18 protein-coding genes are annotated in these 26305 nt (G+C 43.7%); 3 read left to right on the forward strand and 15 right to left on the reverse strand.

What is annotated here, in order from left to right; all coding sequences use genetic code 11:
- Nucleotides 1–93: 93 nt before the first annotated feature.
- Nucleotides 94–2661: a TonB-dependent receptor gene (locus QE390_RS14015; protein WP_307142587.1), complete on the forward strand. Its 2568-nt coding sequence runs from the start codon at nt 94–96 to the stop codon at nt 2659–2661.
- A gap of 160 nt (nt 2662–2821) precedes the next feature.
- Here the strand turns inward: QE390_RS14015 and QE390_RS14020 are convergent, their stop codons facing one another.
- The 3 genes from QE390_RS14020 to QE390_RS14030 all read right to left on the reverse strand — a co-directional run bounded on the left by QE390_RS14020 (nt 2822) and on the right by QE390_RS14030 (nt 10843).
- Nucleotides 2822–6208 carry a T9SS type A sorting domain-containing protein gene (locus tag QE390_RS14020; RefSeq protein ID WP_307142588.1) on the reverse strand — a complete coding sequence of 1129 codons (3387 nt, stop codon included), beginning with the start codon at nt 6206–6208 and terminating at the stop codon, nt 2822–2824.
- Nucleotides 6209–7126: 918 nt separating this feature from the next.
- Entirely contained in the window at nt 7127–9307 is a 2181-nt protein-coding gene (locus QE390_RS14025) for an FAD-dependent oxidoreductase (RefSeq protein WP_307142589.1), read from the reverse strand.
- Nucleotides 9308–10090: 783 nt separating this feature from the next.
- Nucleotides 10091–10843 (reverse strand): LytTR family DNA-binding domain-containing protein, encoded by a 753-nt coding sequence (locus QE390_RS14030; protein WP_307142590.1) that lies wholly within the window; start codon nt 10841–10843, stop codon nt 10091–10093.
- Between the two features lie 146 nt (nt 10844–10989).
- Here QE390_RS14030 and QE390_RS14035 point away from each other — a divergent pair, with 146 nt between their 5' ends.
- Together QE390_RS14035 and aac(6') are read left to right on the forward strand one after the other, a co-directional pair.
- Nucleotides 10990–11631 carry a hypothetical protein gene (locus QE390_RS14035; RefSeq protein WP_307142591.1) on the forward strand — a complete coding sequence of 214 codons (642 nt, stop codon included), beginning with the start codon at nt 10990–10992 and terminating at the stop codon, nt 11629–11631.
- A gap of 89 nt (nt 11632–11720) precedes the next feature.
- Nucleotides 11721–12158: an aminoglycoside 6'-N-acetyltransferase gene (gene aac(6') / locus QE390_RS14040; protein ID WP_307142592.1), complete on the forward strand. Its 438-nt coding sequence runs from the start codon at nt 11721–11723 to the stop codon at nt 12156–12158.
- A 40-nt stretch (nt 12159–12198) separates the two neighbouring features.
- On the opposite strand, the gene QE390_RS14045 is transcribed toward aac(6'), so the two are convergent.
- From QE390_RS14045 to QE390_RS14100, 12 genes are all read right to left on the reverse strand, one after another.
- On the reverse strand, nt 12199–12777 hold the full coding sequence (locus QE390_RS14045; RefSeq protein WP_106635552.1) for an RNA polymerase sigma-70 factor: 579 nt from the start codon (nt 12775–12777) through the stop codon (nt 12199–12201).
- Between the two features lie 248 nt (nt 12778–13025).
- Nucleotides 13026–14495: a porin gene (locus QE390_RS14050; RefSeq protein WP_307142593.1), complete on the reverse strand. Its 1470-nt coding sequence runs from the start codon at nt 14493–14495 to the stop codon at nt 13026–13028.
- A gap of 112 nt (nt 14496–14607) precedes the next feature.
- Nucleotides 14608–15597, reverse strand: a complete 990-nt coding sequence (fbp, locus tag QE390_RS14055; protein ID WP_307142594.1) for a class 1 fructose-bisphosphatase — start codon at nt 15595–15597, stop codon at nt 14608–14610.
- A 39-nt stretch (nt 15598–15636) separates the two neighbouring features.
- On the reverse strand, nt 15637–16974 hold the full coding sequence (locus QE390_RS14060) for a cation:dicarboxylate symporter family transporter (protein ID WP_307142595.1): 1338 nt from the start codon (nt 16972–16974) through the stop codon (nt 15637–15639).
- A 62-nt stretch (nt 16975–17036) separates the two neighbouring features.
- Nucleotides 17037–18650, reverse strand: a complete 1614-nt coding sequence (pckA, locus tag QE390_RS14065; RefSeq protein ID WP_307142596.1) for a phosphoenolpyruvate carboxykinase (ATP) — start codon at nt 18648–18650, stop codon at nt 17037–17039.
- Nucleotides 18651–18772: 122 nt separating this feature from the next.
- Nucleotides 18773–21676 (reverse strand): TonB-dependent receptor domain-containing protein, encoded by a 2904-nt coding sequence (locus QE390_RS14070; protein WP_307142597.1) that lies wholly within the window; start codon nt 21674–21676, stop codon nt 18773–18775.
- Between the two features lie 79 nt (nt 21677–21755).
- Nucleotides 21756–22694 carry a FecR family protein gene (locus QE390_RS14075; RefSeq protein ID WP_307142598.1) on the reverse strand — a complete coding sequence of 313 codons (939 nt, stop codon included), beginning with the start codon at nt 22692–22694 and terminating at the stop codon, nt 21756–21758.
- A gap of 492 nt (nt 22695–23186) precedes the next feature.
- Nucleotides 23187–23645, reverse strand: coding sequence for a hypothetical protein (locus QE390_RS14080; protein WP_307142599.1), 459 nt, complete (start codon nt 23643–23645; stop codon nt 23187–23189).
- Between the two features lie 305 nt (nt 23646–23950).
- Nucleotides 23951–24613 carry an SMI1/KNR4 family protein gene (locus QE390_RS14085; RefSeq protein WP_307142600.1) on the reverse strand — a complete coding sequence of 221 codons (663 nt, stop codon included), beginning with the start codon at nt 24611–24613 and terminating at the stop codon, nt 23951–23953.
- 177 nt (nt 24614–24790) lie between these two features.
- Nucleotides 24791–24973 carry a hypothetical protein gene (locus QE390_RS14090; protein ID WP_307142601.1) on the reverse strand — a complete coding sequence of 61 codons (183 nt, stop codon included), beginning with the start codon at nt 24971–24973 and terminating at the stop codon, nt 24791–24793.
- 59 nt (nt 24974–25032) lie between these two features.
- Nucleotides 25033–25302: a hypothetical protein gene (locus QE390_RS14095; RefSeq protein WP_307142602.1), complete on the reverse strand. Its 270-nt coding sequence runs from the start codon at nt 25300–25302 to the stop codon at nt 25033–25035.
- On the reverse strand, nt 25302–25922 hold the full coding sequence (locus QE390_RS14100) for a DUF2306 domain-containing protein (RefSeq protein WP_307142603.1): 621 nt from the start codon (nt 25920–25922) through the stop codon (nt 25302–25304). Before QE390_RS14100 ends, QE390_RS14095 begins: the two co-directional genes overlap by 1 nt.
- Nucleotides 25923–26305 lie beyond the last annotated feature (383 nt).

The raw sequence follows: 26305 nt of genomic DNA on the forward strand, positions 1-26305 counted from the left end.
TTGTTGAGCACACTCTGAAATCATTGCTGAGCCTTCAGCCTTTTCCTTATTTCATCCCAATCATCATCTGTCCTTACGACGTTTCATTCTCTTATGAGAGCTATTGCTACAACTATACTTCTAACCGTCAGTTTAGTATTGACGTTTTTTTCTTCCCAAGCTCAGGAACAGCCCATTATTAACGCCACCGTCTCGGGTACTGTTCTGGATGCCACTTCGGGCGAGCCCTTAGTAGGAGCTACGGTCATTATCAAAGGCACCACCAATGGAGCCAGCACCGATGGGAATGGTCAGTTTAATTTAAGAACCGGCCAAAAATTACCTTTCACACTGATCGTATCCTTCATTGGTTATACTCAGAAAGAAATAGTCGTTCGAGATCGGCAGGTGACCATTTCCCTCGAACAGGCAGCGAATAAACTCGAAGACGTGATTATTTCGTCTCGCCGTCGGCAGGAATCGGCTCAGGAAGTGCCTATCCCCATTTCGGTCATTCGTGGATCTACTGCAGAAGACGCGGGAGCTTTTAACGTAAACCGTCTGAAAGAGCTGGTGCCTACGGTACAGTTATACGTATCCAATGCTCGTAATACTACGCTAAACATCCGGGGTTTAGGTTCTACCTACGGCTTAACAAACGATGGTATTGACCCCGGCGTGGGCTTCTACGTAGATGGAGTATACTATGCTCGTCCGGCGGCTACGGCTCTGGATTTCATTGATATTGACCGTATTGAAGTATTACGCGGCCCTCAAGGAACGCTGTTTGGCAAGAATACCACGGCGGGTGCCTTTAACATTACCACTCGCGGAGCCAGCTTCACGCCCGGAGCTAATGCCGAATTAAGCTACGGTAACTACGGTTTCGTACAAGCTAAAGCCTCTTTAACGGGGCCACTGAGTAAGAAACTGGCCGCTCGTTTGTCGTTTACCGGAACGCAGCGGAATGGCTTATTTTACAACGTACATACGCAACTTCCCATCAACGACATCAATAACATTGGCGTTCGTGGCCAGTTTTTATACACGCCGACGGATAACGTAAAAATTACGCTGATTGGTGACATTTCGGATCAAAAACCCAATGGATACGGCTGGCCCGTAGCGGGTGTTGTTCCGACAAAACGGGCGGCTTATCGTCAGTTCAATAACATCATTGCTGATCTGGGTTATACCTTACCTTACAAGAGTGCCTTTGAACGTAAAGTGGACCTTGACACGCCTTCCAAAGCAGACAACCAGTTAGGGGGTGTTTCGGTCAATGCGGATATTAAAATCGGAAACGGAACGCTGACCTCTACGACGGCCTGGCGTTACTGGAAGTGGGTTCCTCTGAACGACCGCGATTACATCGGTCTGCCCGTGTTTACAATTTCTTCGGGTAACTCAGCCCATGATCAGTGGTCGCAGGAGATTCGCTATTCGGGTAAAATCTCACCGAAACTGAGTGGCGTAGTAGGTTTATTCGGCCTGTGGCAGGATCTGAAATCCGATCCCGTACAGACGGAAGAGGCAGGTTCGGCTCAGTGGCGGTTTGCCCAAAGCACCACCAGTGCCCTCTGGAAAACACCCGGTCTGTTTGATAACTTCGGTATCCGTACAACAAACCGCATTCGTAGCACCAGCTTAGCCGTATTTGCTCAGGCCGACTGGTCTATTACCGATAAGTTACACCTGCAACCCGGCGTTCGGTACAACTACGATAAAAAAGTAGTGGATTATAACCGTGTGACTTACGGTGGTCTGCAAACGACGGATGCCGCTCTGTTGGCTCTGAAACGGCTGGTATACACCGATCAGGCCTTTAACACCGATTACGATCAGGGTAATTTCTCAGGGCAGATTTCCTTGCAGTATAAAGCCAATAGTAAGTTTAATGCATATGCCACTTATTCCATTGGTTATAAGCCCATTGGCGTAAACGTAGGTGGCCTGCCAACGGCGAACGGCCAGACGTTGATTGAACTGGCCAACGTAAAGCCCGAATACGTAGATCATAAGGAATTTGGAGTAAAAACGAAGCCTTCATTAAACTCCATTCTGAACCTGACCTTCTATCGTTCGGACATCCGCGATTTCCAGACGCAAGTACAAACACCGGAACCAGGGGTAAACCGGGGGTATCTGGCGAATGCCGAGAAAGTTCGTGTGCAGGGTGCGGAATTGGACGGAAGCATCCGTTTTACGAAATTAAATCTGAATGCTGCTCTGGCGTATACGGATGGTAAATACCTGAAATTCACGAATGCTCCCGTGCCACTGGAAGAAGTGGGCGGAGCTCAAGCCTTCAAGGACATTTCGGGGGGAGTGTTACCGGGCATCTCAAAGTGGTCGGGATCAGTAGGGGGTGAGACCCATACGAATGGTACATTCCTTGGCCTGAAGGGTAACTACTTCCTGGGCATCGACGTATTCTATCGCTCGAAATTCTCGTCGAGTCCTTCACCTTCGCAATACCTGAACATTGACGGTTATTCGCTGACCAATGGCCGTTTAGGTTTCCGCGGTTCTAATGGATTGTCGTTCTTTGCCTGGGCTCGCAACGTATTCAATAAGAACTACTACGAAATGTTACTAGCCGCTCCCGGTAGCTACGGCCAATACGCTGGCATCGTAGGCGACCAACGGATGTATGGTGTAACCATTCGGTATACGTATTAAAGAATTGAGTTTAGGGTAATAAAAAAGGTAATCGTAGCTGGCTGCGATTACCTTTTTTGTTGGGGGTCTGGTTGACGCTTTGCTCAACCTTCTTACGGTTAATTAGCCAATCGGAGCAGTTACGATGTGAGATTATACGCTTAATAGATTTAAAATTTCTTTACTGAATTACAATACGTTGACTCTTTTGGATTACACCATAGCCAGCGGAAAGAATGTAGATACCCGTTTTTAATAGTTGGTCGGTTTTTAATTGAATGCTGCCATCCGAGTTGGTGAACGCTGATGTGGGAATAAGTTGTCCGCTCAAGGATGTTAATTGTAAATCTTTTAGTTCATAGCCAGTCATCCAAAGTTTTATACTTTGATTGGTGGTGGGACTTGCGACCACTAAAAAAGGAGCAGGATTTTCCAAAGAGACGGCTTTGATATGAGAATACGTGAATGTGGTGTCCTGATCCACAATTTTTAAGCGGTAATATATAACTGAGATAGTTAGTGGGATTGTAAAATCCTCGAAATGGTATAGTTGGGTCTGTTTAGTTTCCTGTGTAGACTGAGTAAAGACCTGACCAATCGTAAAAAACTCCTGACCATCGTAGCTTTTCTGAACTTCGAAGCGTGATGTATTTTTTTGCCAAACGGTCTGCCAGTTAAGCGTAACTTTGACTGGGGCTGGCAACAGATATGCATTAAATTGCGTCAAAGTTACTGGTAATGACGATTGGGATTGTAACTCAAAGGCACCCATATCAATAGCAGGCCCTATTACTCTTAAATTACCCGCTAAATCAGTACTTGAAGGGTTATTCCAAGATTGCACGGTTGATCCCGTATTTACTGCCGGAGAAGTTTGGGCTAGTTGCAAATATCCATGATCAATGTCAACAAAAGGAGAATCGTTGGAAAATACGTTGTGTTTTGGATTATTAACATCTGCTAAGGGCATTTCAAGAAAACTATAATCTATATAAATATATCCTCCATATTTACCATTTTCGTTATAAAAAGTGTTTCGTAACCCATTATTCCAAAAAATGCAATTAGTTGCAAAACCATAACTGAACATGACAGCACTTGTTGCTCCCCCCAGTCTGGCTCGATTATTAATGAATGTACAATTATAGATTGTTAAGTTAGCATAATCAGCTATAGCAATTGCACCTCCACTACCTTCACTTGTGTTATTTATAAGTAGGCAATTGTAAAAATTAAAATTACCATTGTTTCCACAATAAACAGCACCCCCAGAATTAGTACTTCTATTGTTAGTAAACCAGCACTTTTCAAAATTGGTGCTTGCAATGGATACTATACTACCACCTTCACTAAAAGATTGATTATTTGTAAACCAGCAGTTACGAATAAGGGTATTAAGTCTATCTGAGTATAGACCTGGTCCTCCATTTTCACTATAGCCATCTCGAATGATAAAACCATCTAAAAAGACTGAGTTTTCATCGTCATCAGTTTTTGGGAACACATGAAGAATGCGTCGAGAGTTATCCTTCATGTCATCAGGATTGCCAATATTTCCGCTAAGAATCGACTGTGAAGGGTGATTGTAGTTGATAGCAGGGCGTTGATCTAATGACGTTTCTGTACCTAAAAAACCACCATATACCTTTACTCCTCTATTTATCTCGAAAGAAGCCGATGTATTAGCATCTTCTGTCGGTTTGTAGGTTCCAGCAGCTACCCATATCTGTTGCCCTGACACAGCCGTTTTTAAAGCATCCTGTAAGGTGCCTAATGGGGAAGACCAATCGCATCCTAGTCCACTGCCCCCAGTTTTGACATAAATAATATCCTGTGAGGTACCGCTTGATAAGATAACTTTTGTTTCCGCGGTTACTGTACAACCATTACTCGAGCGTACACTAACCTGGTAGGTGCCGGGACTGGTAGCACTAGCGATATTTGACGCTTTAAATACGTTATTTTCATTACTGAAGGCATACTGTTGTCCCGTAGGTAACACAGTCAAAGTAGAGGTTTTACTTTGGCAGCTAATACCTGTGTTAGTAAAAGTTACAGGTGAACCAATTAAACTAAAAGGCTGAGAGCTCACCTTTGCACATGAGCCTATAACGTCTACGCTATATACGTTCGCTGGTTGGTAGTTAGCTTTGGGCAGTATAAGTACGGAACTATCCGTACCAATGAGTAAATTGTTCTTTTTCCACTGATAGTGCAGATCCGTCCCAGTGGCGACTACTGCTATTCTAGCTGAACTGTCTGATAAGCATAGGATGTTAGCTAATGGCTGGCTTATAATGGCTGGCGGAACGGGCGTGGTTGATGTGGAAGAAGGATCAAATCCTTCAAAAGCACCTATATCTATAGCCTTTGTCTGATTACGGGGGTTACCTGCAATATCCGTTTTACCAGCCGGAAGATGATTCGCTCTTGCCGGGATGCCTGCGTCCAGAGCTTTGGAACAAGTGTTTAAATATAGATTGCCGCTTCGAAGGTTTGCAAAAGGAGAAAACTCTGTTTGTATATTACCTATATTTCCATTTGTATAGCTAGACACCTCTGGTTGGACAATACAGTTTGTTAAAGTACCTATTATTTTAAAATCAAAATAATAATTATCGCATCCGCCCAATGCAGGATGAGCATAATAATAAAAGGTATTAGCTCCGCCATTATTCCAAATAATACAGTTGAGATAATCACGGTAACAAGAGCCATAATCCACCCCTCCTGAAGTAGCAGAATTGTTTACAATCGTGCAATTATTAAACTTTACCGTTTTAAACGATACAACAACCCCTCCATTTATCGCCGTATTATCTATGAAAACAGAATTGACAAATCTGCATGAGTTGTCACTAAAATGAGCTATAACACCGCCTTGTTTAGCAGAATTACTACGAAACCAACAATTATAAAAATCAGGTCCATATCCAGAATTCGAGCTAATATTAGTAGTGCAAATTGCCCCTCCATCTCGTTTGGCTACATTGTTCGTAAATCCACAATTACGTACTGTAGTATAACTACTAGCGTTATACATCCCTGCTCCATCATCCAAGGAGTAGCCATCCCGAATGATGAACCCATCAAGTACAGAGCTAGCAGACAAGTAACGATTCATAATAACGTGACGCGTATTATCTTCTCGCTTGGTAAGGTCGCCTATCTCTCCACTTAGTACAGATGTAGAAGGGTTTTCGTAAGAGATGGCCGGGCGTTGCTCCAGAGTCGACTCTGTTCCCCAAAATCCGCCATACATCTCCACTCCATTCTTCATTTGAAAAGAAAGGTCAGCATTCGTTCCTGCCGTGGGCTTATAGGTACCTGACGCAACCCATACTTGTTGACCCGCTTGTGCTTTATCGATAGCCTTCTGAAGTTGTAAGTGATCAAAAGCTGTTTGCCAAGACGTTCCATCTTTGATGGAACGTCCATCATCGGGTCTTACATATATTCTAGTTTGACCCCAAGATGTAGTCACCAAGGCTAACAGAAAGAAAATACTGGTAAGCAAGGAAGTCTGGATGAGTGCTTTGACTGAAGAGCAGGTAAAAGTAGTTCCCATACAATAGAAATCTAAAGTTTACGATAAAATAAGAAGGTTTTACTAAATAGAAGGCTCGATAAATAATGAAATAGTAAGTCAGTAAGAGCTATGTATAGCACTAAGTCCTTACTAAAAACAAGACTATAAATAACGAATTAGAATGTTATCCGTTGACTAAAAGGAGTCAATTCCCTACTAGAATAAGAGCTAGTTCAAAAGCGATAAAGAATAGGGAACGAATGATGAAAATGATACATGGCAGTGCAGAATTAATGATGGGCTAATGCCCAAATATAATATGTATGGTTTGAAAATAGGTTATGTATAAGTATATTTAATAGTAATCCTCTAAATGGGCAATTTAACTCTTGCACATTTATGGAAATAAAGGGAATGACGTTTATTCAAAGAGTTGATTATTCTGATATTACCTAGTATTTATTACTGGTCCGAGTAAGAATAGTTTTGAATTTTAGTATTTCTTATCTATCTATAGAAACACATTAGTAAAGATATAAAATAGGTAGTTATTGTATAATATTAACTTATTGTAAGTTTGGGTTTTAAGACAAGTTAAGATTATAGGTACCCGTTGTGCAGATGGTTTTCATAAGAGTCTATTAACGATCAGTCAGGTGTTATAATTTGAATATCCAGTAAGCATCTGAAACATTTCATGATTCCTGCTTATTTGTTCAAGACCCGTATAGTATTAAAAGTATTTGACTGGTTATCAGTTAATTGATAACCAGTCAAATCATCGTTCAATCTGCATAACGTATTGTGTTATCTATTGAATATTAATGAATTAACTAAAAGTAAATTCATACTCTCTGCTTATCGTTATTCATACCTACTTAGATAATTAAGCCAATCACTAAAACTGGATAATATAAATTTATTCAAGTACTCAGAATTCCAAATAAGCTAATAGATTTATATTTTAATCATTTTTAAAGTATACCTCCTTTGATTTATTATTACATTCATTAGATAATAACCAGGTCTTAGTGTTGATAAATCATTTATTGAAATTGCTGGTAATGTTATTTCATTTATTTTTTTATGATAAACCTGCCTGCCATCCTGGGTATATAGAGTGACATTATTATCGTCCAGGCTTGTGGGCGCATGAGATAGTTCAATACTAATATTATCATTAAATGGGTTAGGATAGGCTTTGATAGATATTACCTCGTTATCAATGGCTGGATTTATTGATATTATATTTGAATAAGTAAATTTACCATCCATATCCACCTGCTTTAATCTATAATAAATTACTTTTTTATTATACCATGCGGTCTTTTTATCTAAATATGAGTATTCTTGTTTCATAATACTATTACCTGATGCATTAACTATATCAACAGTTTCGAAGTCTAAGGAATCAAATGAATATTGAATGAAAAATTTTTGTGTATTCCTTTCGTAAGAAGTTGCCCATTTTAGTAAAATGCCCTCTGGATCAAGTTGTGCGTTAAAATAAATCCAACGTAGAGGAAGGGGAGTTAGATTTTCTAACGTACGTTCCACTAAGGGATTCATTGTAAGCTCTTCTTGTAATGTTTGTATATTAATGGTTTGAACTGCCTCTTTCTTAATAACAGCCATTACAGCAGCTACGCCAGCTGCCTGACCTAGCATCATAAATACAGGCTCCATACGAATAGATCCATAAGCAATGTGGCTTGCAGAGAGACAAACGGGAACTAGTAAATTCTGACATTCTTTCTGACGAGGTACAATTGATCGATACGAAATACCATAGGGTTTGTTTAGGGCAATCTGTATATCTCCTGCATTTTTCACCATTGCTTTACCTCCCTTCACATACACTATTCGCTGACAATTATGAGAATCCATTGCGTACGAACCCTGAGCAACCTCATCATCTATATTTACAGTACCCATACAGTTGGCTTCGGTCATGACATAGTCACTTACCATCCTTCGGCTCTCTCTGATATAAAGTTGAGGTGTCCAATTGCCATTGTCTGTGAACTCATCTTTCGCGTATCCCCACTGTTGCATCTGTTTTCGCAAAGTAGCAGGTACGCGTGAATCATTTCCAAAAAAATACAAAAGGCCTTTCGTATACGACTCATGGGCTGCTATTATGTCTTTTCTTTCTTCAGGAGAGCCTTCTACATAGTTGTAATTCATACCAATCATATCTGTAGAAAAACCACCCGCATTATTAAGATCCACTTTTTTATTAGGTAATGGATTCCAAATAAAGTAATCATTAAGGGAAGTTTTCTCTGGCTGAGCTGCCATCAGCCTCAGTAATAGCTCATATTTACTAGCATCGTAATCTGAGGGACGAGTGAAGGGTATGGAATTTGAAGAGTTGTTGGTTAAACATAACCTAAAATTATAGGCCTGAATTTTATTATCGGCCGTGCCAATTGTCGCGAGAGGTTTGTCGCTTACTCCCCATACCAGTCCTGAAGAGGCATTGCCTGGAATTTTATAGGGATCAACGTGGTCTGGAAATTGATGAGTGAGTGTTATCTGTACTCCATTATATTTTTCTTTATAAGTCGTAATTGCCTCTCGACCGTATGTGTAACTTACTCCTGACTTTGCCATCAAATCGCCTTCGTAGCTACAATCCATAAATATGGATGCATTGATTTGTTGGGTTTTACCTGATACTAATACGTTCTGTACTGTAATGCTTTTTATGACATTGCCTGATTTTGCTACGCTTTGCAAGCGATAATTCGTTTGAACGTGCAGGTCTTGCAAGTAATAAGAAAAGACTTTTTTCGCAACCTTAGGCTCAAACGAAAATTGTGCTACTTTTTGACCATAAATGGCCCCAACCCTATTATAAAAATCTCTGGCTAGGCCTTGTATACTTTCAGTTTTGCCTACATCAGTGTAGCCAAGTCCTCCTGTTGTTAGACCTCCTAGGTGGGTAGTAGGTTCCACTAAAATGACTGATTTGCCTAGTTTCTGGGCCGTGTAGGCAGCAATAATACCAGCAGAGGTTCCTCCATACACACATACATCTACGTTAACTACGGGTAAACTTTGTGCTAGTATGGTTCCGTTTAAAGCAAGTAAAAAGAAAAGAACATGGCGGACAACTTTTGTGAAGAAACACATGTTTGTGATTGATTTATAAAATTCAGTTTTGGGAATGGTAAAGTTATGAATAGTTAACTCTAAATTTATATTAAGTAATTATTAAAATTATAGATTATAAATAGGTTTTTTATAGGTCTAACATTTACTTAGTAGAAGTACTAAATAACTGTTTTAGTACTACACATAAATAGAATTAGGTAAATATACTTAACGTGCTTTATTAGATTCAAAAAAATATATTTTAAATCAATTTTAATATGACTATAGAGGCTAGTTTGTTACTTTACCACCAATTTTTTATGTAAAAATACTTAGTTAAAAGTAGGTCAAATAAGTCCTTAAATAATTATATTTTAGTTTCTAAAAATGGTTTGGTTGGATTGCTCTAATAGGTAGTATACTAATTATTCATCATTTGATGATAGTGTTTATTTAATGCTATGTATCAATAGGAAAAATAGATTAGGTAGATTTATTTTATTGCCTGAATAATGGGATGATTGATTAGTAGTAAGATAATAGGTATGAATCTAAAGCTAACGAAGTGATTAGCTATTCGAAGTAAGCTGCATTGTTTGGCTGTGCATGACAGGCTGGGAAAGGTGTTCCTCTACCATTACTGCCGATTAGTGAAGTACCCCCAAAAAATTAGATAAGATAGGTCTTTTCATGACCCATTAGGTATAGTATACACCTACTTGTTAGTTCGTCACTCAGCAAAACCGAGCAATTACGAAATCAAGGGAATTAAGTAGATGAGAGCACGAAAAGAAAAATAGGATTCATTGTAGCAACTCCCACTCAGCTTACCCCAGTCTCCGTCAGAAACTCGCTCACGTACCGTTTATAAACCTTTCCAATTTTCAAACTTTTTCCGCTAACGGTGATGCTATCCGCTTCCAGCATCTCCACGTGTGAAGTATTAATCAGGTGCGAGCGACTGATGCGTACGAAGGTTGGTTTGGGTAATCGCTCCTCGGCTTCCTTCATCGTCAGTCGGGTTACGTGCGTTTTTCGGGGTGTGACGACCTTTACATAATTTTCCAGACTTTCCAGATACCGGATTTCTTCGTAGGGAATCATCTGCTTTTCGCCGTCCACCGTACAGATGAACTCACCCGAATCCACCGGGGGTATTACTTTCGGCAGATTGGATTTCAGGGGAGTTGGAATGCCCAGCGTACTGCGATAAAAAGCGTAAATGCCAAAGCCCGCCAGGGTATGTACCCAGAAGCTGAGGATCGGGGGAAGCGGGTGGGTAACCTGAAATTGCAGCGTTAGAAAGCCATACATGCTTAGCGTGTTAAGACTCATAATGAGCAGCGTCCAGCGTATATATTGGCGTTTGCGTTGCTGGAGGTAAAAACGTTCGAAGAGGACTCGGTTATGAAAAACCAGCCAGCCGTATAAGCCCAGCAGAAAAAGGTAGGGTAGCAACTGATTCATGCCCATTCGTTGCTGTAAGTAATACCGGTCTGACACGTAATGCACACCCAACAAAGCCAGCAGACCCAGCAGGTTACGAACGACGACTGAACGAAAGACTTTCTCCATGCAGGCAAGTTACAGCTGGTCTGGGTGGTTTGGAAGTAAATATTGACGAAAGAACTTGGTCACTAGCTAAATCATCTGGTCACAGAAAACAGGTAATCAGGAGAAAAGGACGGCAATTTAGGGCTTTCACTTTTAAAAGCTTTTCGATGGAGACTCTTCATTCCATTAACCTAATCATTCACATCTCTTTTGGTCTGGCCGCGATGGGACTCGGCGTAGTTGCCCTAAGGGCTCCTAAAAAGCGGGGGCCGCATACCCGGTTTGGCCGTTACTTTTTGTATGCCATCAGTGTAGTCGTGGGAACGGGATTAATGGGGGCAATTCTATTTCGAGCCAGTCCGTTTCTGGTCATGCTTACGCTGCTGGCGGGTTACGTGAGTTATGCCGGATGGCGGATCGTCAGGCTTCGCGAAAAGCGTAGTTCCACGCGTGATGTGGCTTGTGCATTACTGGCCTTTACTTCTGGATTATTTTTTCTAGGTATTGCCAAAACCTCGGACGCGAGCTGGAATCCGTCCGTGATTTACTCCACCTTTGGAGCGTTATCGCTGGTGACTACTTACGATCTGGTCAAACATTACTGGTTGCATGAATCCCTGAAAGGCGGGTGGCTGTACGAACACATTTATAAAATGCTCTCGGCCTTTAGTGCCTTATTATCTGCCTTTGCGGGAAACGTGTTACCACAATGTCAGCCCTATAGCCAGCTAGGCCCTTCGGTATTGGGAGTGGTGATGATGATCTGGTATATGCGTCAGGCAACCAGGTCACAAGGGAAGCCTGCCTGAAGTACGGATTTCCGTTCGTTCGCAACCGATGTCACTAATGTCTTCTAAATCCTTACCTTCGGTCGTCTTTCATAAAAATTATCCTCCTGATGTCCATCGAATCCGTTTCTGCCGATAGCCTTAACGAATTAGTCAACCTAGTAGTAGCCCTATGGCCGGAATGCTCGTTTGAAGAGGAGCGGGAGAGTTACCAGCGTCTGCTTACGGCTACCGATGAAGTTTGTTACCTGGCGAAAGAAGGAACAAGCTATTTCGGATTCATTCATCTGACACTCCGAACGGATTACGTGGAGGGAGCTTCGCACTCACCAGTGGCTTATGTAGAAGGCTTATACGTAAAACCGGAATTTCAGCACCAGGGCATTGGTCGGTACCTGATGCAGGCAGGAGAGGGCTGGGCTCGGGAAAAACACTGCCAGGAAATGGCTTCGGATACGGAACTGGACAATGCAGAAAGTCTGGCCTTCCACCAGAAGCTTGGTTTTGAAGAAGCGAACCGAATCGTATGTTTAATCAAAACGCTGTAAAAGATAAATCCAATACCAAGAGTTGGATCAGCAAAGGGGATCATCTCCAAAGGCCGAGCATCAGCCCCAAAGCTATTTCGTGTAAGTGCGTGCGTAAGTGCTTGAGTACCCGGGTAAGGTGATACTCAACGGCTTTTTCGCTCACCTGAAGTCGCTGGGCTATTTCGGGTATGGAAAGCTGTTCGAAACGACTGAGTCGAAAGACCTCCTGTGATTTCTCAGGCAATTCCCGAAGATTTCGTTCAATGGCTTCTGACAAATCCTGGAAATCCAGTAGTTCTTCCGTATCCCGGTCTTCCGTAGCCAGAAAGGACTGATAATAGCTAACAAACTTTTCGTGAACCTGCTCGGATTCAATCAGTCGGATGATTGAGAACTTAAGGGCGGTAAACAAATAACGTTTCAGCTCCTGAATCTGAACCGTTTCTCTGCGTTGCCAAAGACTGACAAAGAGATCCTGGACCAATTCCTCGGCAGTTTCTTTGGAACGTGTTTTCTGGTAAGCCGCTCGGTAGAGAGGCTTCCAGTACCGTTCGTAAATTTCAGAAAAAGCGGCTCGATTATTTTCTTGCAGAGCTTGCGATAATTCTGCATCACTCCAGCGATTCAGGGCTGCCAACGTACTAGTTGAAAAAGTTTACATACTTGATTATGACGTTAAATGTAAACTAAATATGCAAATAGTACTATAGTTTAAGAAGTTTAAGTAAATATTTCCATGCTTTGTGATGAAAAATACAGGCTTCCGGCAACTTATAAAATCGCCATTGCATAGGCTGAGTATAGCAGGTTTGTAAGGTTCTTACAGGTTTGACGTTTTAGCATTCAAGTTCTAAACTAACCCTAAAGTAAACCGTAGCTAAAGTCTTACAGCGATACCTGCACCATGGCGATGAGTTCACCCGCTCGGGAAAAGATCTGTTTGGTTACCGGGCTGTACAGCGGACGACTATTGTATTCGACCGTAATTTTAGCCTGATGACTGTCCAGTAGAAAAGCAGTACCAATGTTATAGTAGTGGCCCGGCTGCCGAAGAGCTTGCAAATCTTTGTAACTGTGAGCAACGTAAGGTTGAACACGCACGGCTGAGGTGAATTGTGGAAGAACAAAACCTAGCTGGGTGTAAGTAAGCGTACCCGTGCCGGATAGATACCGGGCATTGCCGGGGCCTTCTGCGGCTCGTTGTTCAGTAAAATTAGGATTCACTGTACCGGGATTCATGATACCTGAAGTGCGAATGTAGTTGGGCCCAAATTCGTACCGATACAGGCCGCCGTAAATCGACACGGCCATCCGTTTGGCCGGATCGCCAATGGGTCGATCCCAAAAGACATCCATCGCTAGCGTCAGTTCATCGTGTTTCCTGAAAACATTCGCTTCGGGTTGGGAGAGGGTTGCATTTTTATTATAGTAAAAGCCGAGTCCAATGTTGAAGACATTTTTGGAACCCAGATACGTACCGGGGAAAAAGGCTGTTAGCAAACTTTCTTTATCCTTGAACTGGTAATTAACGTAGCCCCCGTAGGCCGGTTTCCCATCCTGATTGTTATCAACGGCTGCCCCACCAACGCTGGGGGTCAGCGTAGTGGTGAAAGGTTTGTTGACATGAAAACGGTACGCTATATTCTTCCACATGCCCTTGGCAAAAACGCCTAACTGACGGCTGAACTGGTCAGAGACTTCAATATTGGGCCACTGGAAAATGGGTACGTCCAGTGTGAGACTGCTGGTGATACCCGGACTGGTCAGGCGACTGACGCCATTCCAGGCGTGCAGCCCGGCTCCCATGGATAGTGAAAAGTCAGCCGGTTTTTTAGTAACCGGGTTTAGAGCGGGAACCACTACAAATTCACTGTAAGCATCCTGAAAGAAAAGCGGAGGCTTTTTACCTAGACCGTTGGCTCCGGTACCAGTGCCACCACCGCTGTTAAAAGACTGGTTGTTCATCCCAAACTGAATGACAAATAAATAACGCGGCGACATCTGTCCGATGACCCGAACCCGGGTACGGCGAAGGCTGACGTCCCAGACATGATCCTGCGGAATTCCATTTACGAGCGTTCCCGGATTGTTTTCAATGGAACGAATCCATACCTGACTCCACAGATTAAAGGCCAGGTACTTAGCTCCATCGGGGCTAAGTTTGATTTTCAGCCCTTCGTAGGGGGGAGTGACAGGGCGAATGGATGGTTTCACGCGGGCTGTATCTTTGCCCGAAACAGCCTGAATGGGTCTCGACGAGTGAAGTGTGTCCAGAGACACTACGGAATTCAAGGCCAGTTGAGCCATACCCGTATATGCACTGAAAGTCAGTAGAAGAAGAAAAATGTATTTCATAATAATTATATTAAATATTTGATAAATTATATTTTTAATTAGATAAAGCGATACGGAGACACGCTCGCCTGAGGTGCCAGCAACAAATGGCAGTAAAACGATTGGATTATCGTTAAGAAGGAATCTCGAAATAGTCTACCAGGTGGGAGGAGCCAATGTATAAGGGCGTACGCTGGTGGAATCGGTTAGGGATGATGTCTAGAATGGGCTGTTGTCCGTCAATGGCTTTACCTCCGGCTTGTTCGGCGAGAAAAGCCATGGGGTAACATTCATAAATCAATCGTAACTTTCCCTGAATATGGGTTTGCGTAGGTGGATACAGGTAAATGCCTCCTTTGATCAGATTTCGATGAAAATCAGCCACAAAAGAACCGATGTAACGACTGCTGAATCGCTGCTGGTAAAATTCCTGAATCCGTTGCACCACAAAGGGTGGAAAATCCCGCTGGTTACTTTCATTACAGGAAAAAGTCTTGCTATAAGCCGGGAAAGTCAGGTTAGGGTGCGAAAGGATGTATTCCCCCAACGTAGGTTCATAGGTAAATCCATCGACTCCGCAACCGGTTGAATACACCAGCATGGTGGAAGAGCCATAGAGAATATACCCTGCGGCTACCTGCTGCCGACCGCCTTGCAGAAAGTCCTCGACGGTGGGCGAAGTACCCAGCGGCGAAACCCGTCGATAGACCGAGAAGATTGTACCGATGGCTACGTTTGCATCAATGTTGGAGGAACCATCCAGGGGGTCCATCGCGATGACGTATTTCCCTTCCGGGTTACCCGTGTCTATAATACCAGCTTCTTCTTCCGAAATGATACCACATACTTCGCCGCCGTTGACGAGTGCCCGGATGAAACGGACGTGAGCGATCCAGTCCAGCTTTTGCTGAATTTCTCCCTGAATGTTATCAGTAGCCGTATCTCCCGTAATATCAGCCAGACCAAAACGATTGATTTCACGATTAATGATTTTACCGGCCAGGGCAATATCCCGCAGTACCTGGGATAAATCGCCGGTGGCAGACGGAAACGTTTTCTGTTTTCGGAGAATAAACCGATCCAGGGTGATGCCTACGGAAGGTACGGTTACAGCAGCTTGCATACAACTATTGTTAAGTTTTGGGTGAAAGTCAATACCGTTCTATTTGTTCAACACCACTGCCGAAGGGCGGGTGGGCGTGTCAGACGCAACCGTGGATGCCTTTTCAGGAACAAGCCCAAACGCCCGGTTCATTTGCTCACGGTCCAGAGCTTTTTCGTGATTAGCGATCCAGATGGTGGCTACGCCATTACCAATAAAGTTGGTGATACTGCGGGCTTCTGACATGAAGCGGTCCACCCCAAGTAAGAGAGCCAGTCCCTCAATGGGGATCACTTTTACCGCCGTCAGCGTAGAAGCCAGTACAACAAATCCACTTCCGGTTACCCCGGCGGCTCCTTTGGAAGTAACCATAAGAATACCGATGATCGTGAGGAGTTGAGTCATGCTTAAGTCAACGTTGAACACCTGAGCCAGGAACAGGGTCGCCATCGACAGGTAAATCGTGGTACCGTCAAGGTTGAATGAATAACCCGCAGGTACGACCAGTCCTACCACGGGTTTGGCACAGCCCATTCTTTCCAGTTTTTCCATTAATGAGGGTAAGGCAGATTCCGACGAGGAGGTCCCCAGTACGATTAGCAATTCCGCCCGGATATACCGGAGAAAATCCACGATTCGGATATCACACGAACGTAAAATCATACCCAGCACACCGAAGATAAACAAGGCCATCGTGGTATAAACCGTACCCATCAGTTTGGCTAAAGGAAAGAGGGTTTCCAGCCCGTACTTGCCAATCGTATAGGCCATTCCACCAAACGCTCCAATGGGGGCCAGTAACATGACTTTATGCAGTCCTTTAAAAACAACTTTAGACACCCGATTCATTCCAGCCACAATCACGTCCTTGGAACGTAACTGACTGAACAGAACGCCCGCCAGAATCGCTACAATCAATACTTGCAGCGTTACGTTATCCTGGAGAAAATGGAGCCAGCTAAAGTCCGCACTTTTCTGGGTGTATTTCGAAATATCCCCACCTTTGACCTGATTGGTCACCACGCCATGACCCGGCTTAATGAGATTTGCAATCACCACGCCGATCACCAGGGCCAGGGTAGTAACTACTTCAAAATACAGCAAGGCTTTGGCTCCTACTTTGCCTACTTTTTTCAGGTCACCCATACTGACGATGCCGAGGGTAATTGTCAGGAAAATAATAGGGTTAATGAAGAGTTTGACGGTACTGATAAAAAGGCCACTGAATACCTCACTAAGGGTAGTGCCAATGCTTAACTCTTGCCCCATGAATCGGCCCTTGAGCGGTTCATCGAGTACTTTTAGCAAGGCCCATTCCGGTTTGAAATGACCCAGAAGTATACCCGCCGTAATGGCCGTTAAAACCCAGAATGTCAAATTACTGAACCACTTTTTCATAGTATTAAGGATTAGAATTGAAAAGCTTGCGACCAGTCGCCGCTGCGTGCGAAGACGTAGAATTAATCAAGGATGGGCCCTGCCTGAGTAATGGCCGGAGTAGCATCCGATTGGTATTGCTGATAGTTTTCCTGGAAAGCCTGGGCTAACAGACGGGCCTGATGATCGTAGGCAATCGGGTCGGACCAGTTTTCTCGGGGATTCAAAAGTTCGGACGGAACATGGGGGCATTCGAGCGGAATGGACAGATGAAAAGGAGCGAAAGACTGAAAGGCTACCTGATCCAGCTCGCCCTGCATCGCTGCCGTAATCATGGCTCGGGTACAGCGGAGTTTAATCCGTTCGCCAACCCCGTACGAGCCACCTACCCAGCCGGTATTAATCAGCCAGACATTGACCTGATTTTGCTGTAATTTTTCCCCCAGCAACGTAGCATAACGGGAAGGATGCAGTGGGAGGAAAGCCGCCCCAAAGCAGGCCGAAAATGTAGGTTGCGGTTCTTTCACACCGACTTCGGTTCCGGCCAGTTTGGAAGTAAATCCTGAAATAAAATAATACATCGCCTGTTCGGTCGTCAGGCGTGAAATCGGTGGGAGTACCCCAAAGGCATCCGCCGTAAGAAAGAAGATGTGCTGGGGCGAGTTTCCGACGGAAGGAATGAGAGCATTGTCAATAAAAGGCAGCGGGTAAGCGGTACGGGTGTTATCCGTCACGGAATTATCCTCGTAATTGACCTCCTTCGTTCCCGGAAAAAAGCGGGTGTTTTCGAGAATAGAATTCTCCCGGATGGCTCCATAAATCTCCGGTTCTTTTTCCTGCGTCAGATCAATGACTTTGGCGTAGCAGCCGCCCTCGATATTAAATACCTTCTCCTTGGCCCAGCCATGCTCATCGTCCCCGATTAACTGACGATTGGGGTCTGCCGAAAGCGTTGTTTTTCCCGTGCCTGACAAGCCAAAAAATAGAGCCGTATCACCTTTTTCTCCCACATTGGCGGAGCAGTGCATGGATAAGATGCCTTTCTGGGGAAGGGTATAATTCAGCACGGAGAAAATGCCCTTTTTCATCTCACCCGCGTAGCCCGTACCACCGATCAGGACGATTTTTCGGCTGAAATCAATGATGGTGAAATTGCCGCTACGGGTGCCGTGAACGGCGGGATCTGCTTTGAATTCGGGAATATTCAAAATGGTCCAGTCGGGTGAAAACTGGGCAATAGCCTTTTGATCCGGGCGAATGAACAGGTGGTGGCAGAAGAGGTTATGCCAGGCTTGCGTGGTAATGATGCAAACCGATACCTGTTCTTCGGCCAGTGCACAAGCCTGAGCGTAGCGAACATACACAGTTTTCTCGTCCAGGAACGTGAGCATATCCTGGTGTAAGGTCTCAAAATGCGATTCTTCCAAAGGATGATTAACGCTGCCCCACCAGACGGTTTCGGCGGTCATTTCATCCCGAACGATGTATTTATCTTTTGGCGAGCGACCCGTAAAAACACCCGTGTCACACATGAGGGCTTTTGTATTGGCTAGTACGCCTTCCCCGTTCAGCAGGGCTTTTTCGACCAATGCTTCTGCAGGTAAATTCAAATAAACTTTCGTCGTTTCTGGTAAGCCGGCTTGTTTCAGGACAAGACGATCCCGTTCGGCTATGGGTACAGCTGAAGCAAATTTCATAGATAGGATATGTTTAGTTGTGAAAGAGCAGCTAACCGGGCCGTTACCCGTCACTACTGATGAGGCATGTAAAGTTTTATGTGTTAAAAATGACAGAAATGGAATGGGTTCAGTACCAGGGATTAAAATCTGTATACTACCTGAAGCTGGCCGGAAGCTCCGTTCGCTGAAAACTGGCTTACATTTCTTGGATAAGGGGTTTGTCCATTAGAATAGGCCGCCTGATTGCTCAAAATGCGATCTGGATACGTATTCAGTAGGTTCAGACCCATCAAACTAAACTGCCAGTGCTGGGTAGGAGTATATTCGATGGTGACATCGAACAACGTTTTTCCCCGAAAGGTCTGATATTCATAAGGTTGAGTCAGCGGTTTGATCCAGCCCGTCACCGCTCCAATGTAAGTCGCCCGCACCGACCCGCTCCAATGATGGTGTCGATACTCACCGGAAATGGTAAATTTTTCCCGAGGCTGAGCGGTTTCGATAAGCCCTCGGCCAATGGTATCAATCAGAGAAATAGCCGAAGCCGTACCTTCCTGAAAAGCAGCGGGCGTGGGTTTGATACGGGTGATCTGGGTTTGGTTATAGGAAAAAATAGCGGAGACTCGCAGGAAGGTATTTTTCTTACGGTTATTGCTATACGTTAATTGTGCATCGAGGCCTTTCGTTCGGGTGGACAACTGATTCGTAAATAACCGAACTTCCGTTAGTTCAGGAAACAACCGCTGGAGCGAGGCGATGGAAGCAACGAAAAGTCGGTCACTCAGGATGATCCGGTCACGAATAGAAATCTGATAGGCATCCAGGGCAAAAGTGAATGAGGGTTGTATTTCTCCCGCTAGGCCCAGGGTATAATTCCAGGATTTTTCGGCTTGAATAGGAGGAAAGCCCATTTCAGCCATTCGGGGGTCCTGACTCGAAATCTGACGGGTGAGAGCAATGGATCCCGCCTGAACCGTAGACGTAACCAGCCGATTGAAATTCTGCTGTAAGGAGGGAGCCCGAAATCCCCGATTGATGGAACCTCGCACGGAAAGCCGGGAATTCATCCGATAACGAATGGAAGTCTTACCTGAGAGATTGCTGCCAAAATCGCTGTAGGACTCCAGCCGTAAAGCCATACTACCCAGGATTCGTTTCTTCCATTCGCCTTCTACATCGCCATACAAACCCAGGTTGGAACGGAACGCCCGCACTTCGTCGGCCCTGGCGATTCCAGGCCGACCACTTGCTCCGGGAGCTTTATTCATGAGTGGACCTTGTTCCGAAGCTGCCGCGTCTCCCGCCCGTAACTGAAATTCACTCCGCCGAAACTGACTCCCCAAAGCCACATTCCAGTTCGTGTTTGGAGCATGAAACAGCCGGGTTGCCGTTGCATCCACGAGGGTATGAGCAAAGAAACTCCGACCTACGTAAAAATCAGTGGGGGAAGCCGCTCCCAGCGAAGGATTGCTCGTGTGATTGGCCCACAGGTCTAGTCGGTTGGAACCGTAACTGCCGCTAAAATCCCATTGCCATCCCTGGGGCATCTGGCGACTCAGACCGATGACCTGTGAAAAATCGACGGTTCTGCCCGGTAACTCCGGCGTATAGCCATCCGGGTATAAGTCGGGGTTTGAATTGGCGTTGTCAGGAATGGCATTTCTGAAGAAACCATAAGCCATAATGTATTTGTTGGAATAGCTTCCGGTCTGATAAAGAGTCCAGTGATTATGAATTGGGTAACTGATTTTGTACAAACCCTGCACCGTGGTAGAGCCGTTACTGCCGTAGACCCCCACCCGGAAAGGCGGTTGCCAAACCCCTCGGTTCTGACGAATGCGGTTATCGGTGGTAGAGTCGCTGGCGTAAATACGCCCGGTATAAGCATCAGACCGATTGGTAACGCCAACGGATTGCACCTGTAAGCTCAGGGTCAGGTTACTACCCGTTTTTCCCAGCCCGGTTCCCCAGCGGAGGCCCGTTGTAAAGAAGGTCCCGTCTCCTCGGCTGGTACTCCCTACGGAACTTCGAATTAACCCTCCCTGCGTTTCTTTTCGCAAAACCAGATTAATAATGCCCGCAATAGCGTCTGATCCGTACTGAGCTGCGGCTCCGTCCCGAAGAATCTCCACGCGTTCCAGAGCCAGGGCTGGGATGGCATTCAAGTCGGTTGTTACGGTACCCAGTCCTACCGTCTGGTTAAGATTGATGCCGGAAAAAGGGTGGCGGCGTTTGCCATCCACCAGAACCAGCACCTGATCGGGAGCAAGTCCGCGTAAGGTAATCGGGTCGGCATAATTGGCCACGCCGTTGATTCCCGTTTTCAGAGTCTGAACCGTAGGAGAAGTAAACTGTAACTGTTGAGCCAGTTCCAACTGACCCGAAGTCTGTAACTGATCTGAAGTGAGCACGTCTACGGGAACGGACCGATCCAGACGAAAGCGGGGGTTCGCGTAAGAACCCACAATTGCAATTTCAGGAAGAGCGACCGTCGTTTCCTGAAGAATGACCGTCGGCACCAGGCCGGGCTTTCCCATGACTTGCGTAGATTGATAACTTAGATGAGAAAACAGGAGGGTGGCGGGTTCAGAACCTGATAACTGGTAGGAACCGTCTGCCTGGGTGGTGGTGCCCTGCGAACTTCCCTTGATTCGTATAAAAGCATCGGAGATCGGCTCTCCTTTTGAGTTTTTGACCATTCCCCTGAAGAACGTTTCCTGTACTTGAGGAACGGAGTCCTGAGCCGTGAGAATAAGGTTCCCCCTGATGAGTTCGTAATGAATCGACAAAGGCCTGAATAAGCGATCCAGCACCAAACGCAACGGCTCCTGGTGGGCCCGTACAGAAACCTTTCGGCGTACGCCTATGGCATCAGGATTATATAGAAAACGGGCAGAGGTCAATTTTTCCATTTTCGTTAGTACGGTTTGGAGTGGCGTATCCTGCATACGCAGGCTAATCGATTCTTCTAACGGAGACTCTTGGGCATAAGCTAAGGTGCAGCTAAAGACAATAAGCATCAGGACCTGTTGAAAAACAGGCATTCTCCAGCGTGTCCAAGGGTACCAAAGCAACCTCAACGGTATCAGTATAAATTAAAGTATAAAGTCTATTTCGGGGTTTTTATGGGGAAGTAGGACAGGGTCGTCCGTCAATAACTATAGTTTTTTGCTCGATGCGATACGACCATTTAAGGGTTTTACAGAGTAACTCCAGCTTTCCGTAGAAGGTAGAGTCTGCCAGGGTGCCTGAAAACGTACAACGTTCCAGAGGCGTCTTAGCCAAAAGAACCGGAATATGATAGGCTTTTTCTAACGAATCAATCACGGCTTTCACTGGAGCATTGGAAAAACTAAAACTCGAGGGCAGGGTAGTCTGAGGTTGCTCTACCAGCCCACTGACCCAGCGTTGCGTACGAAGGTTTACGACGACCTGTTGGTTAGGGGTCAATAAAACCGAGATGGGCTGAAGCTTGGCTTGTTGAGAAACCTGCACCCTTCCCGTCCGAACCTCTACCTGAAGTTGCTCCTCCGAACTTCTTACCCAGAAACTGGTGCCAAGTACCTCCGTAATGGTTCCTGAGGCGTACACCCGAAAGGGCCGCGAGGGATCTTTCGATACCTTAAAAAAGGCCTGACCTGCCAGCGAAACCTCCCGCCGATCCGAAGGAAAGGATTTGGAATACACCAGCGTAGCACCAGGATTTACTTCAACCGTTGTTCCCTCGGAAAGTGATACGGTAACGGGCTTCGAGGACGTATTGGTATAGGTAACGGAATCATCCATGCTCCAGAAAATGCCCAGGCTAATCACGATAAAAAGCCCAGCGGCAGCAGAAACCCAGCGAGCCGTAGAGGTAAAAAGCCAGAGCGTTTTTTTTTCCTGCGTTCTTGTGTCAATGACTGCTTTCATTCGCTTCCGGGCGGCAGTTAGCTCTTCTTCGGAAAGCTCAAGGTCTGCCCCCAGTTCCTCATACCATCGGTCAAGGCGACGATCTTCCTGAGGGCTTTGCTGGCCGTTCAGGTAGTTTCGGAGCAGGGTGCGGAATTCAACCAGATTCATAAGAGAAAAGGCATGCTTGCGTGTTCATAGTGTAAGTACGCTAACCCCGCCATTTACCCTAAATTGATTAATAAATTATTTGAATGTTTATATTCTTTTAGGAGTATATTTAATAAATTCTTGAAAAAATTATATATGTATTTGGTATGAAGACAGACGTAGGGGATTATTGATTACTCCAATTATTCTCTCGAATGTAGGGGGCTTATGTAGTCCTTGCAGTCGCTCGGCTAGAACCGAGTGAGGATGTAATGCGGCCGATGTCAGAAAGGAGGTTTTGTTGGGAAAGGTGTTGTTTGATGAGATAGTGCTTCGCATCCTACCGGCCAGAGGCCTATAGCTAGGTAGTCACTCGGCAGGAGCCGAGCGACTGCGGGAGAGTATGAGTAATTTCTAAACTCTAAATAAGGTTTTGTGCTTTGCTCTGGCCAAAGTTAGCAAGCATAAGTTCGGGAAAGGGGTCTTGTTACTAGCTACTGATAGTTGTAGTTTTTATTCAGTTCCAAATAATTTTCCATTAAATGTATGAGTGCAACAAGTACAAAATGGTTTCATATCTTTTGCTTTTAGATCTGGATTTGATAATTGTAAAATATTATTATCATCAACAAACAAGCCAGAGAAATAGGACGATTCGCCAGTTCTTATGAAATCTCTTTTTTTATCTTCTATTAAGGCAACCATCCCATATATTGGTTCAACTTTATCCAGTCTAGCTTTGGCTTCACTAAAAATTTCGTCCCAGTTAGAGCCAACTTTTGATAATAAAAATCTATAAAGTGGAGTATAGTCTAAACCTCGTTCCTTTTTCCCAAACATTTTTCCTTTAGTTTGTTCTAAAGTTTCTCTTTTACTGTGTCGTGTATTTCTAAAATCTCCACCAAGATAATGATCAACATTAAATGCTTTAGTGTTTACTTTTCTAAATAATTTAGGTTTTTCTTTGTTCATTTTCCATTTTTATATTAACAATGAATACTTTATGAATTTCAATTATGGTTGTAGTTTAAAATTACCATACAATCATCCAATTAAACGCAACTCGGACATTTATACTCTCAAATATACATCTTTTCATGACATTCCCTTGCACAGCTCATACCACAAAGCACTCATGATTGAATATTTACCATATTAAAAATCTTAAATGCATTGAAAAAAAGGTGTTGTTTGATGAGATAGTGTTTCGCATCCTACCGGCCAGAGGCCTATAGATAGGTAGTCGCTCGGTGGGAGCCGAGCGACTGCGGGAGCCGTTATTTTTCTAATAGTTCTGCAAATCTTTCAACTTTGTCACCTTGGGTTACCATCATATTTTTGTCAAAGTCGAAGAACGGTTCAAGTTGCCAGTCTTCACTTCCTGCAAATCCAATTCGTGAATAGAAGTCAAGAAAATTCCACAAGTTATTGCCAAGCATTTTGCCGTGCATAGCATCGCCTTCGTGTGAAAAATATATTATCTCGGAATGGTTATCTCCAATTGCAATTACGTCTCCATTTGGAACATGCATCAAAGGCAATTTGTCTTGCCATAGTTTTTCAGTTATCTCAATCGCTCTTGTGCCGTTGTATGCTGGGTCAATGGATGCCTTTACCCATTCTTGAAAATTAGTGTATTGTTCGGCGAGTGAATTTAAATTCCAATAGATATCACCAGAAAAATTCTGTCTAAACTCTTCTGAAAGTGTTTCGTCAAATTGATAGCTAAATTCTAAATGTCTAGAAAAAAGAAATAACTTTCTTAAATCATCAGGTATGATCTTGCCTATTTGCTCTTCAACGGAATTTATTTCTGCTATTGTTGCAGGTCTGTCGATGAAAGGCTTAACCGTAATTGCCCAGTTTTTTCGCTTGGCAATGTCCAGTATCCCATTGATTTTATTTATTACTTGTTTATAGATATGTTCCTCTGTCATCATAATAGGTGGTAACGGTCCGAGGTTTAGCGATATAGCGGATGTTTGGCTCTAAAGTTTAGTAGAAATAGTACTATTGAAGCTTGCACCGAAGCTACAGCCTCAAATGATTAATAGAAGCATTATACACGTGATCTGGTTCAGCCGCCCTATTATCAAACCAATATTGACGTTTTCTTATTACTGTTTTAATTGCCCTATCTCACTGAGTACTTTAGTCAGTTCTTCTGGTTTATTTGTTCCAATAAGTAATTTTTTATGGTCTATAAATTCAAGTTGCAAACCTTTGTTACCTGAAACATTAAAGGCTATTCCTTTTCCAAAAAGTCCAAGTCTTAATCCCCATCCACCATATTCAGTCAATGGTGAATATGTTCTGACAAACGATTTTGTGATACTATCCCAAGTGTAATGTTTGAACTTTAAGTGAAATGGAAAAAGCGAACATGAATTCCGTCTTTCTTTATTATTGTGTCAAGACGAAAGCTTATAAATAAAAGTGTCAAAACGATTATTAATCCCATTGTAATTAAAAGTCCTGTGTTACTCATCGGCTTGTCACCAAATAGATGTCCCCCAATAACTTGTTTGAATACACCAAATGAAAATAGTCCATTAATTCCTAAAAGAATTAACCATAACCACCATTGATTAAATCTTTGTCTTTCCGTAAATGAAATGTCTTCGCTCATTAGCTTATTGTTTCTCGTTTCTCAATTCTCTTAATAATTAGAAACGCAATCAATAAATTGGGAATCCAGCAGAGCCAAGCAACTATTTTGTAAGCGGATATAAAGTCATTAAATAGAATGACTAGAAGCGGAAGCCAAATTCTAAGTGTTACTGCTGCAAAACACAAAGCATAACTGTATAACATCATTTTTTCGTGATTAGCAATCATTCCTTTTTTAATCTGAATAAATGCTGTCAGGGTTGTGTAAAACCATATAAAGCCTAAGCAAATAAACCCTAAAGATGTAAAAAGTCCACCTGTTGAGTATATGGCAATGTAAAGGCTTGTTAATGCACTTATTAATGCTGAGATTACATAAATTTTACCTATCTGTCTATGGAGAGTTAAGTTTCTTGCTCTTATTTTTTTACTGAATTGTGTCCAACCGATAAGTAACGCAAGCCCTCCTGAAATGATGTGAATATAAAATGATAAGCTCCAAAAAATGTTCTTGAATAGCCCATTATCCTTTGTGCTAAGTAGTCCAAATTTTTTGTCCAAGAATAAATATAGCGTTGGATACAGTCCAATAAGTATTGCCATTGTTGCAAATAATATCCAAAGGGCCTTTTTAGTCATTGTGTACGTCTGCTCGTTTAAATTACTGCTAACTATCTAATAGACGTAATACTTGCATCTATCTTTCAAATATATATCTTATGCATACCATTCATGTATATGCATAAGTATCAATTTTTTAGGTATTTAGAATATGCATTGCCTGAAAACGTGTCGAAAACAACACAAGAGACGCAATAGCTTGGTATTCCTCTAGCTGATGGTAGCAGGAATGTTTTCGTTTGGGAAAAGGTGTTGTCTGACGAGACAGTGTTTCCCATCCTATCAGCCAGAGGCCAGCTATTCACTTGACTGAAGGGAATGCGTCTAAGAGGCTTTATTAATCAAGATGGCCTACCTCAACAAAACGAGTATCTACGCTGTTCTGGATTTGCAATCCAGAA

It is taken from the genome of Siphonobacter sp. SORGH_AS_1065 (assembly GCF_030818595.1).
Taxonomy (GTDB): Bacteria; Bacteroidota; Bacteroidia; order Cytophagales; family Spirosomataceae; genus Siphonobacter.

Coding starts and splice junctions, on each gene's coding strand:
- QE390_RS14015 (WP_307142587.1), top strand. CDS start 94: ATGAGAGCTATTGCTACAACTATACTTCTAACCGTCAGTTTAGTATTG.
- QE390_RS14020 (WP_307142588.1), bottom strand. CDS start 6,208: ATGGGAACTACTTTTACCTGCTCTTCAGTCAAAGCACTCATCCAGACT.
- QE390_RS14025 (WP_307142589.1), bottom strand. CDS start 9,307: ATGTGTTTCTTCACAAAAGTTGTCCGCCATGTTCTTTTCTTTTTACTT.
- QE390_RS14030 (WP_307142590.1), bottom strand. CDS start 10,843: ATGGAGAAAGTCTTTCGTTCAGTCGTCGTTCGTAACCTGCTGGGTCTG.
- QE390_RS14035 (WP_307142591.1), top strand. CDS start 10,990: ATGGAGACTCTTCATTCCATTAACCTAATCATTCACATCTCTTTTGGT.
- QE390_RS14050 (WP_307142593.1), bottom strand. CDS start 14,495: ATGAAATACATTTTTCTTCTTCTACTGACTTTCAGTGCATATACGGGT.
- fbp (WP_307142594.1), bottom strand. CDS start 15,597: ATGCAAGCTGCTGTAACCGTACCTTCCGTAGGCATCACCCTGGATCGG.
- QE390_RS14060 (WP_307142595.1), bottom strand. CDS start 16,974: ATGAAAAAGTGGTTCAGTAATTTGACATTCTGGGTTTTAACGGCCATT.
- pckA (WP_307142596.1), bottom strand. CDS start 18,650: ATGAAATTTGCTTCAGCTGTACCCATAGCCGAACGGGATCGTCTTGTC.
- QE390_RS14070 (WP_307142597.1), bottom strand. CDS start 21,676: ATGCCTGTTTTTCAACAGGTCCTGATGCTTATTGTCTTTAGCTGCACC.
- QE390_RS14075 (WP_307142598.1), bottom strand. CDS start 22,694: ATGAATCTGGTTGAATTCCGCACCCTGCTCCGAAACTACCTGAACGGC.
- QE390_RS14080 (WP_307142599.1), bottom strand. CDS start 23,645: ATGAACAAAGAAAAACCTAAATTATTTAGAAAAGTAAACACTAAAGCA.
- QE390_RS14085 (WP_307142600.1), bottom strand. CDS start 24,613: ATGATGACAGAGGAACATATCTATAAACAAGTAATAAATAAAATCAAT.
- QE390_RS14095 (WP_307142602.1), bottom strand. CDS start 25,302: ATGAGCGAAGACATTTCATTTACGGAAAGACAAAGATTTAATCAATGG.
- QE390_RS14100 (WP_307142603.1), bottom strand. CDS start 25,922: ATGACTAAAAAGGCCCTTTGGATATTATTTGCAACAATGGCAATACTT.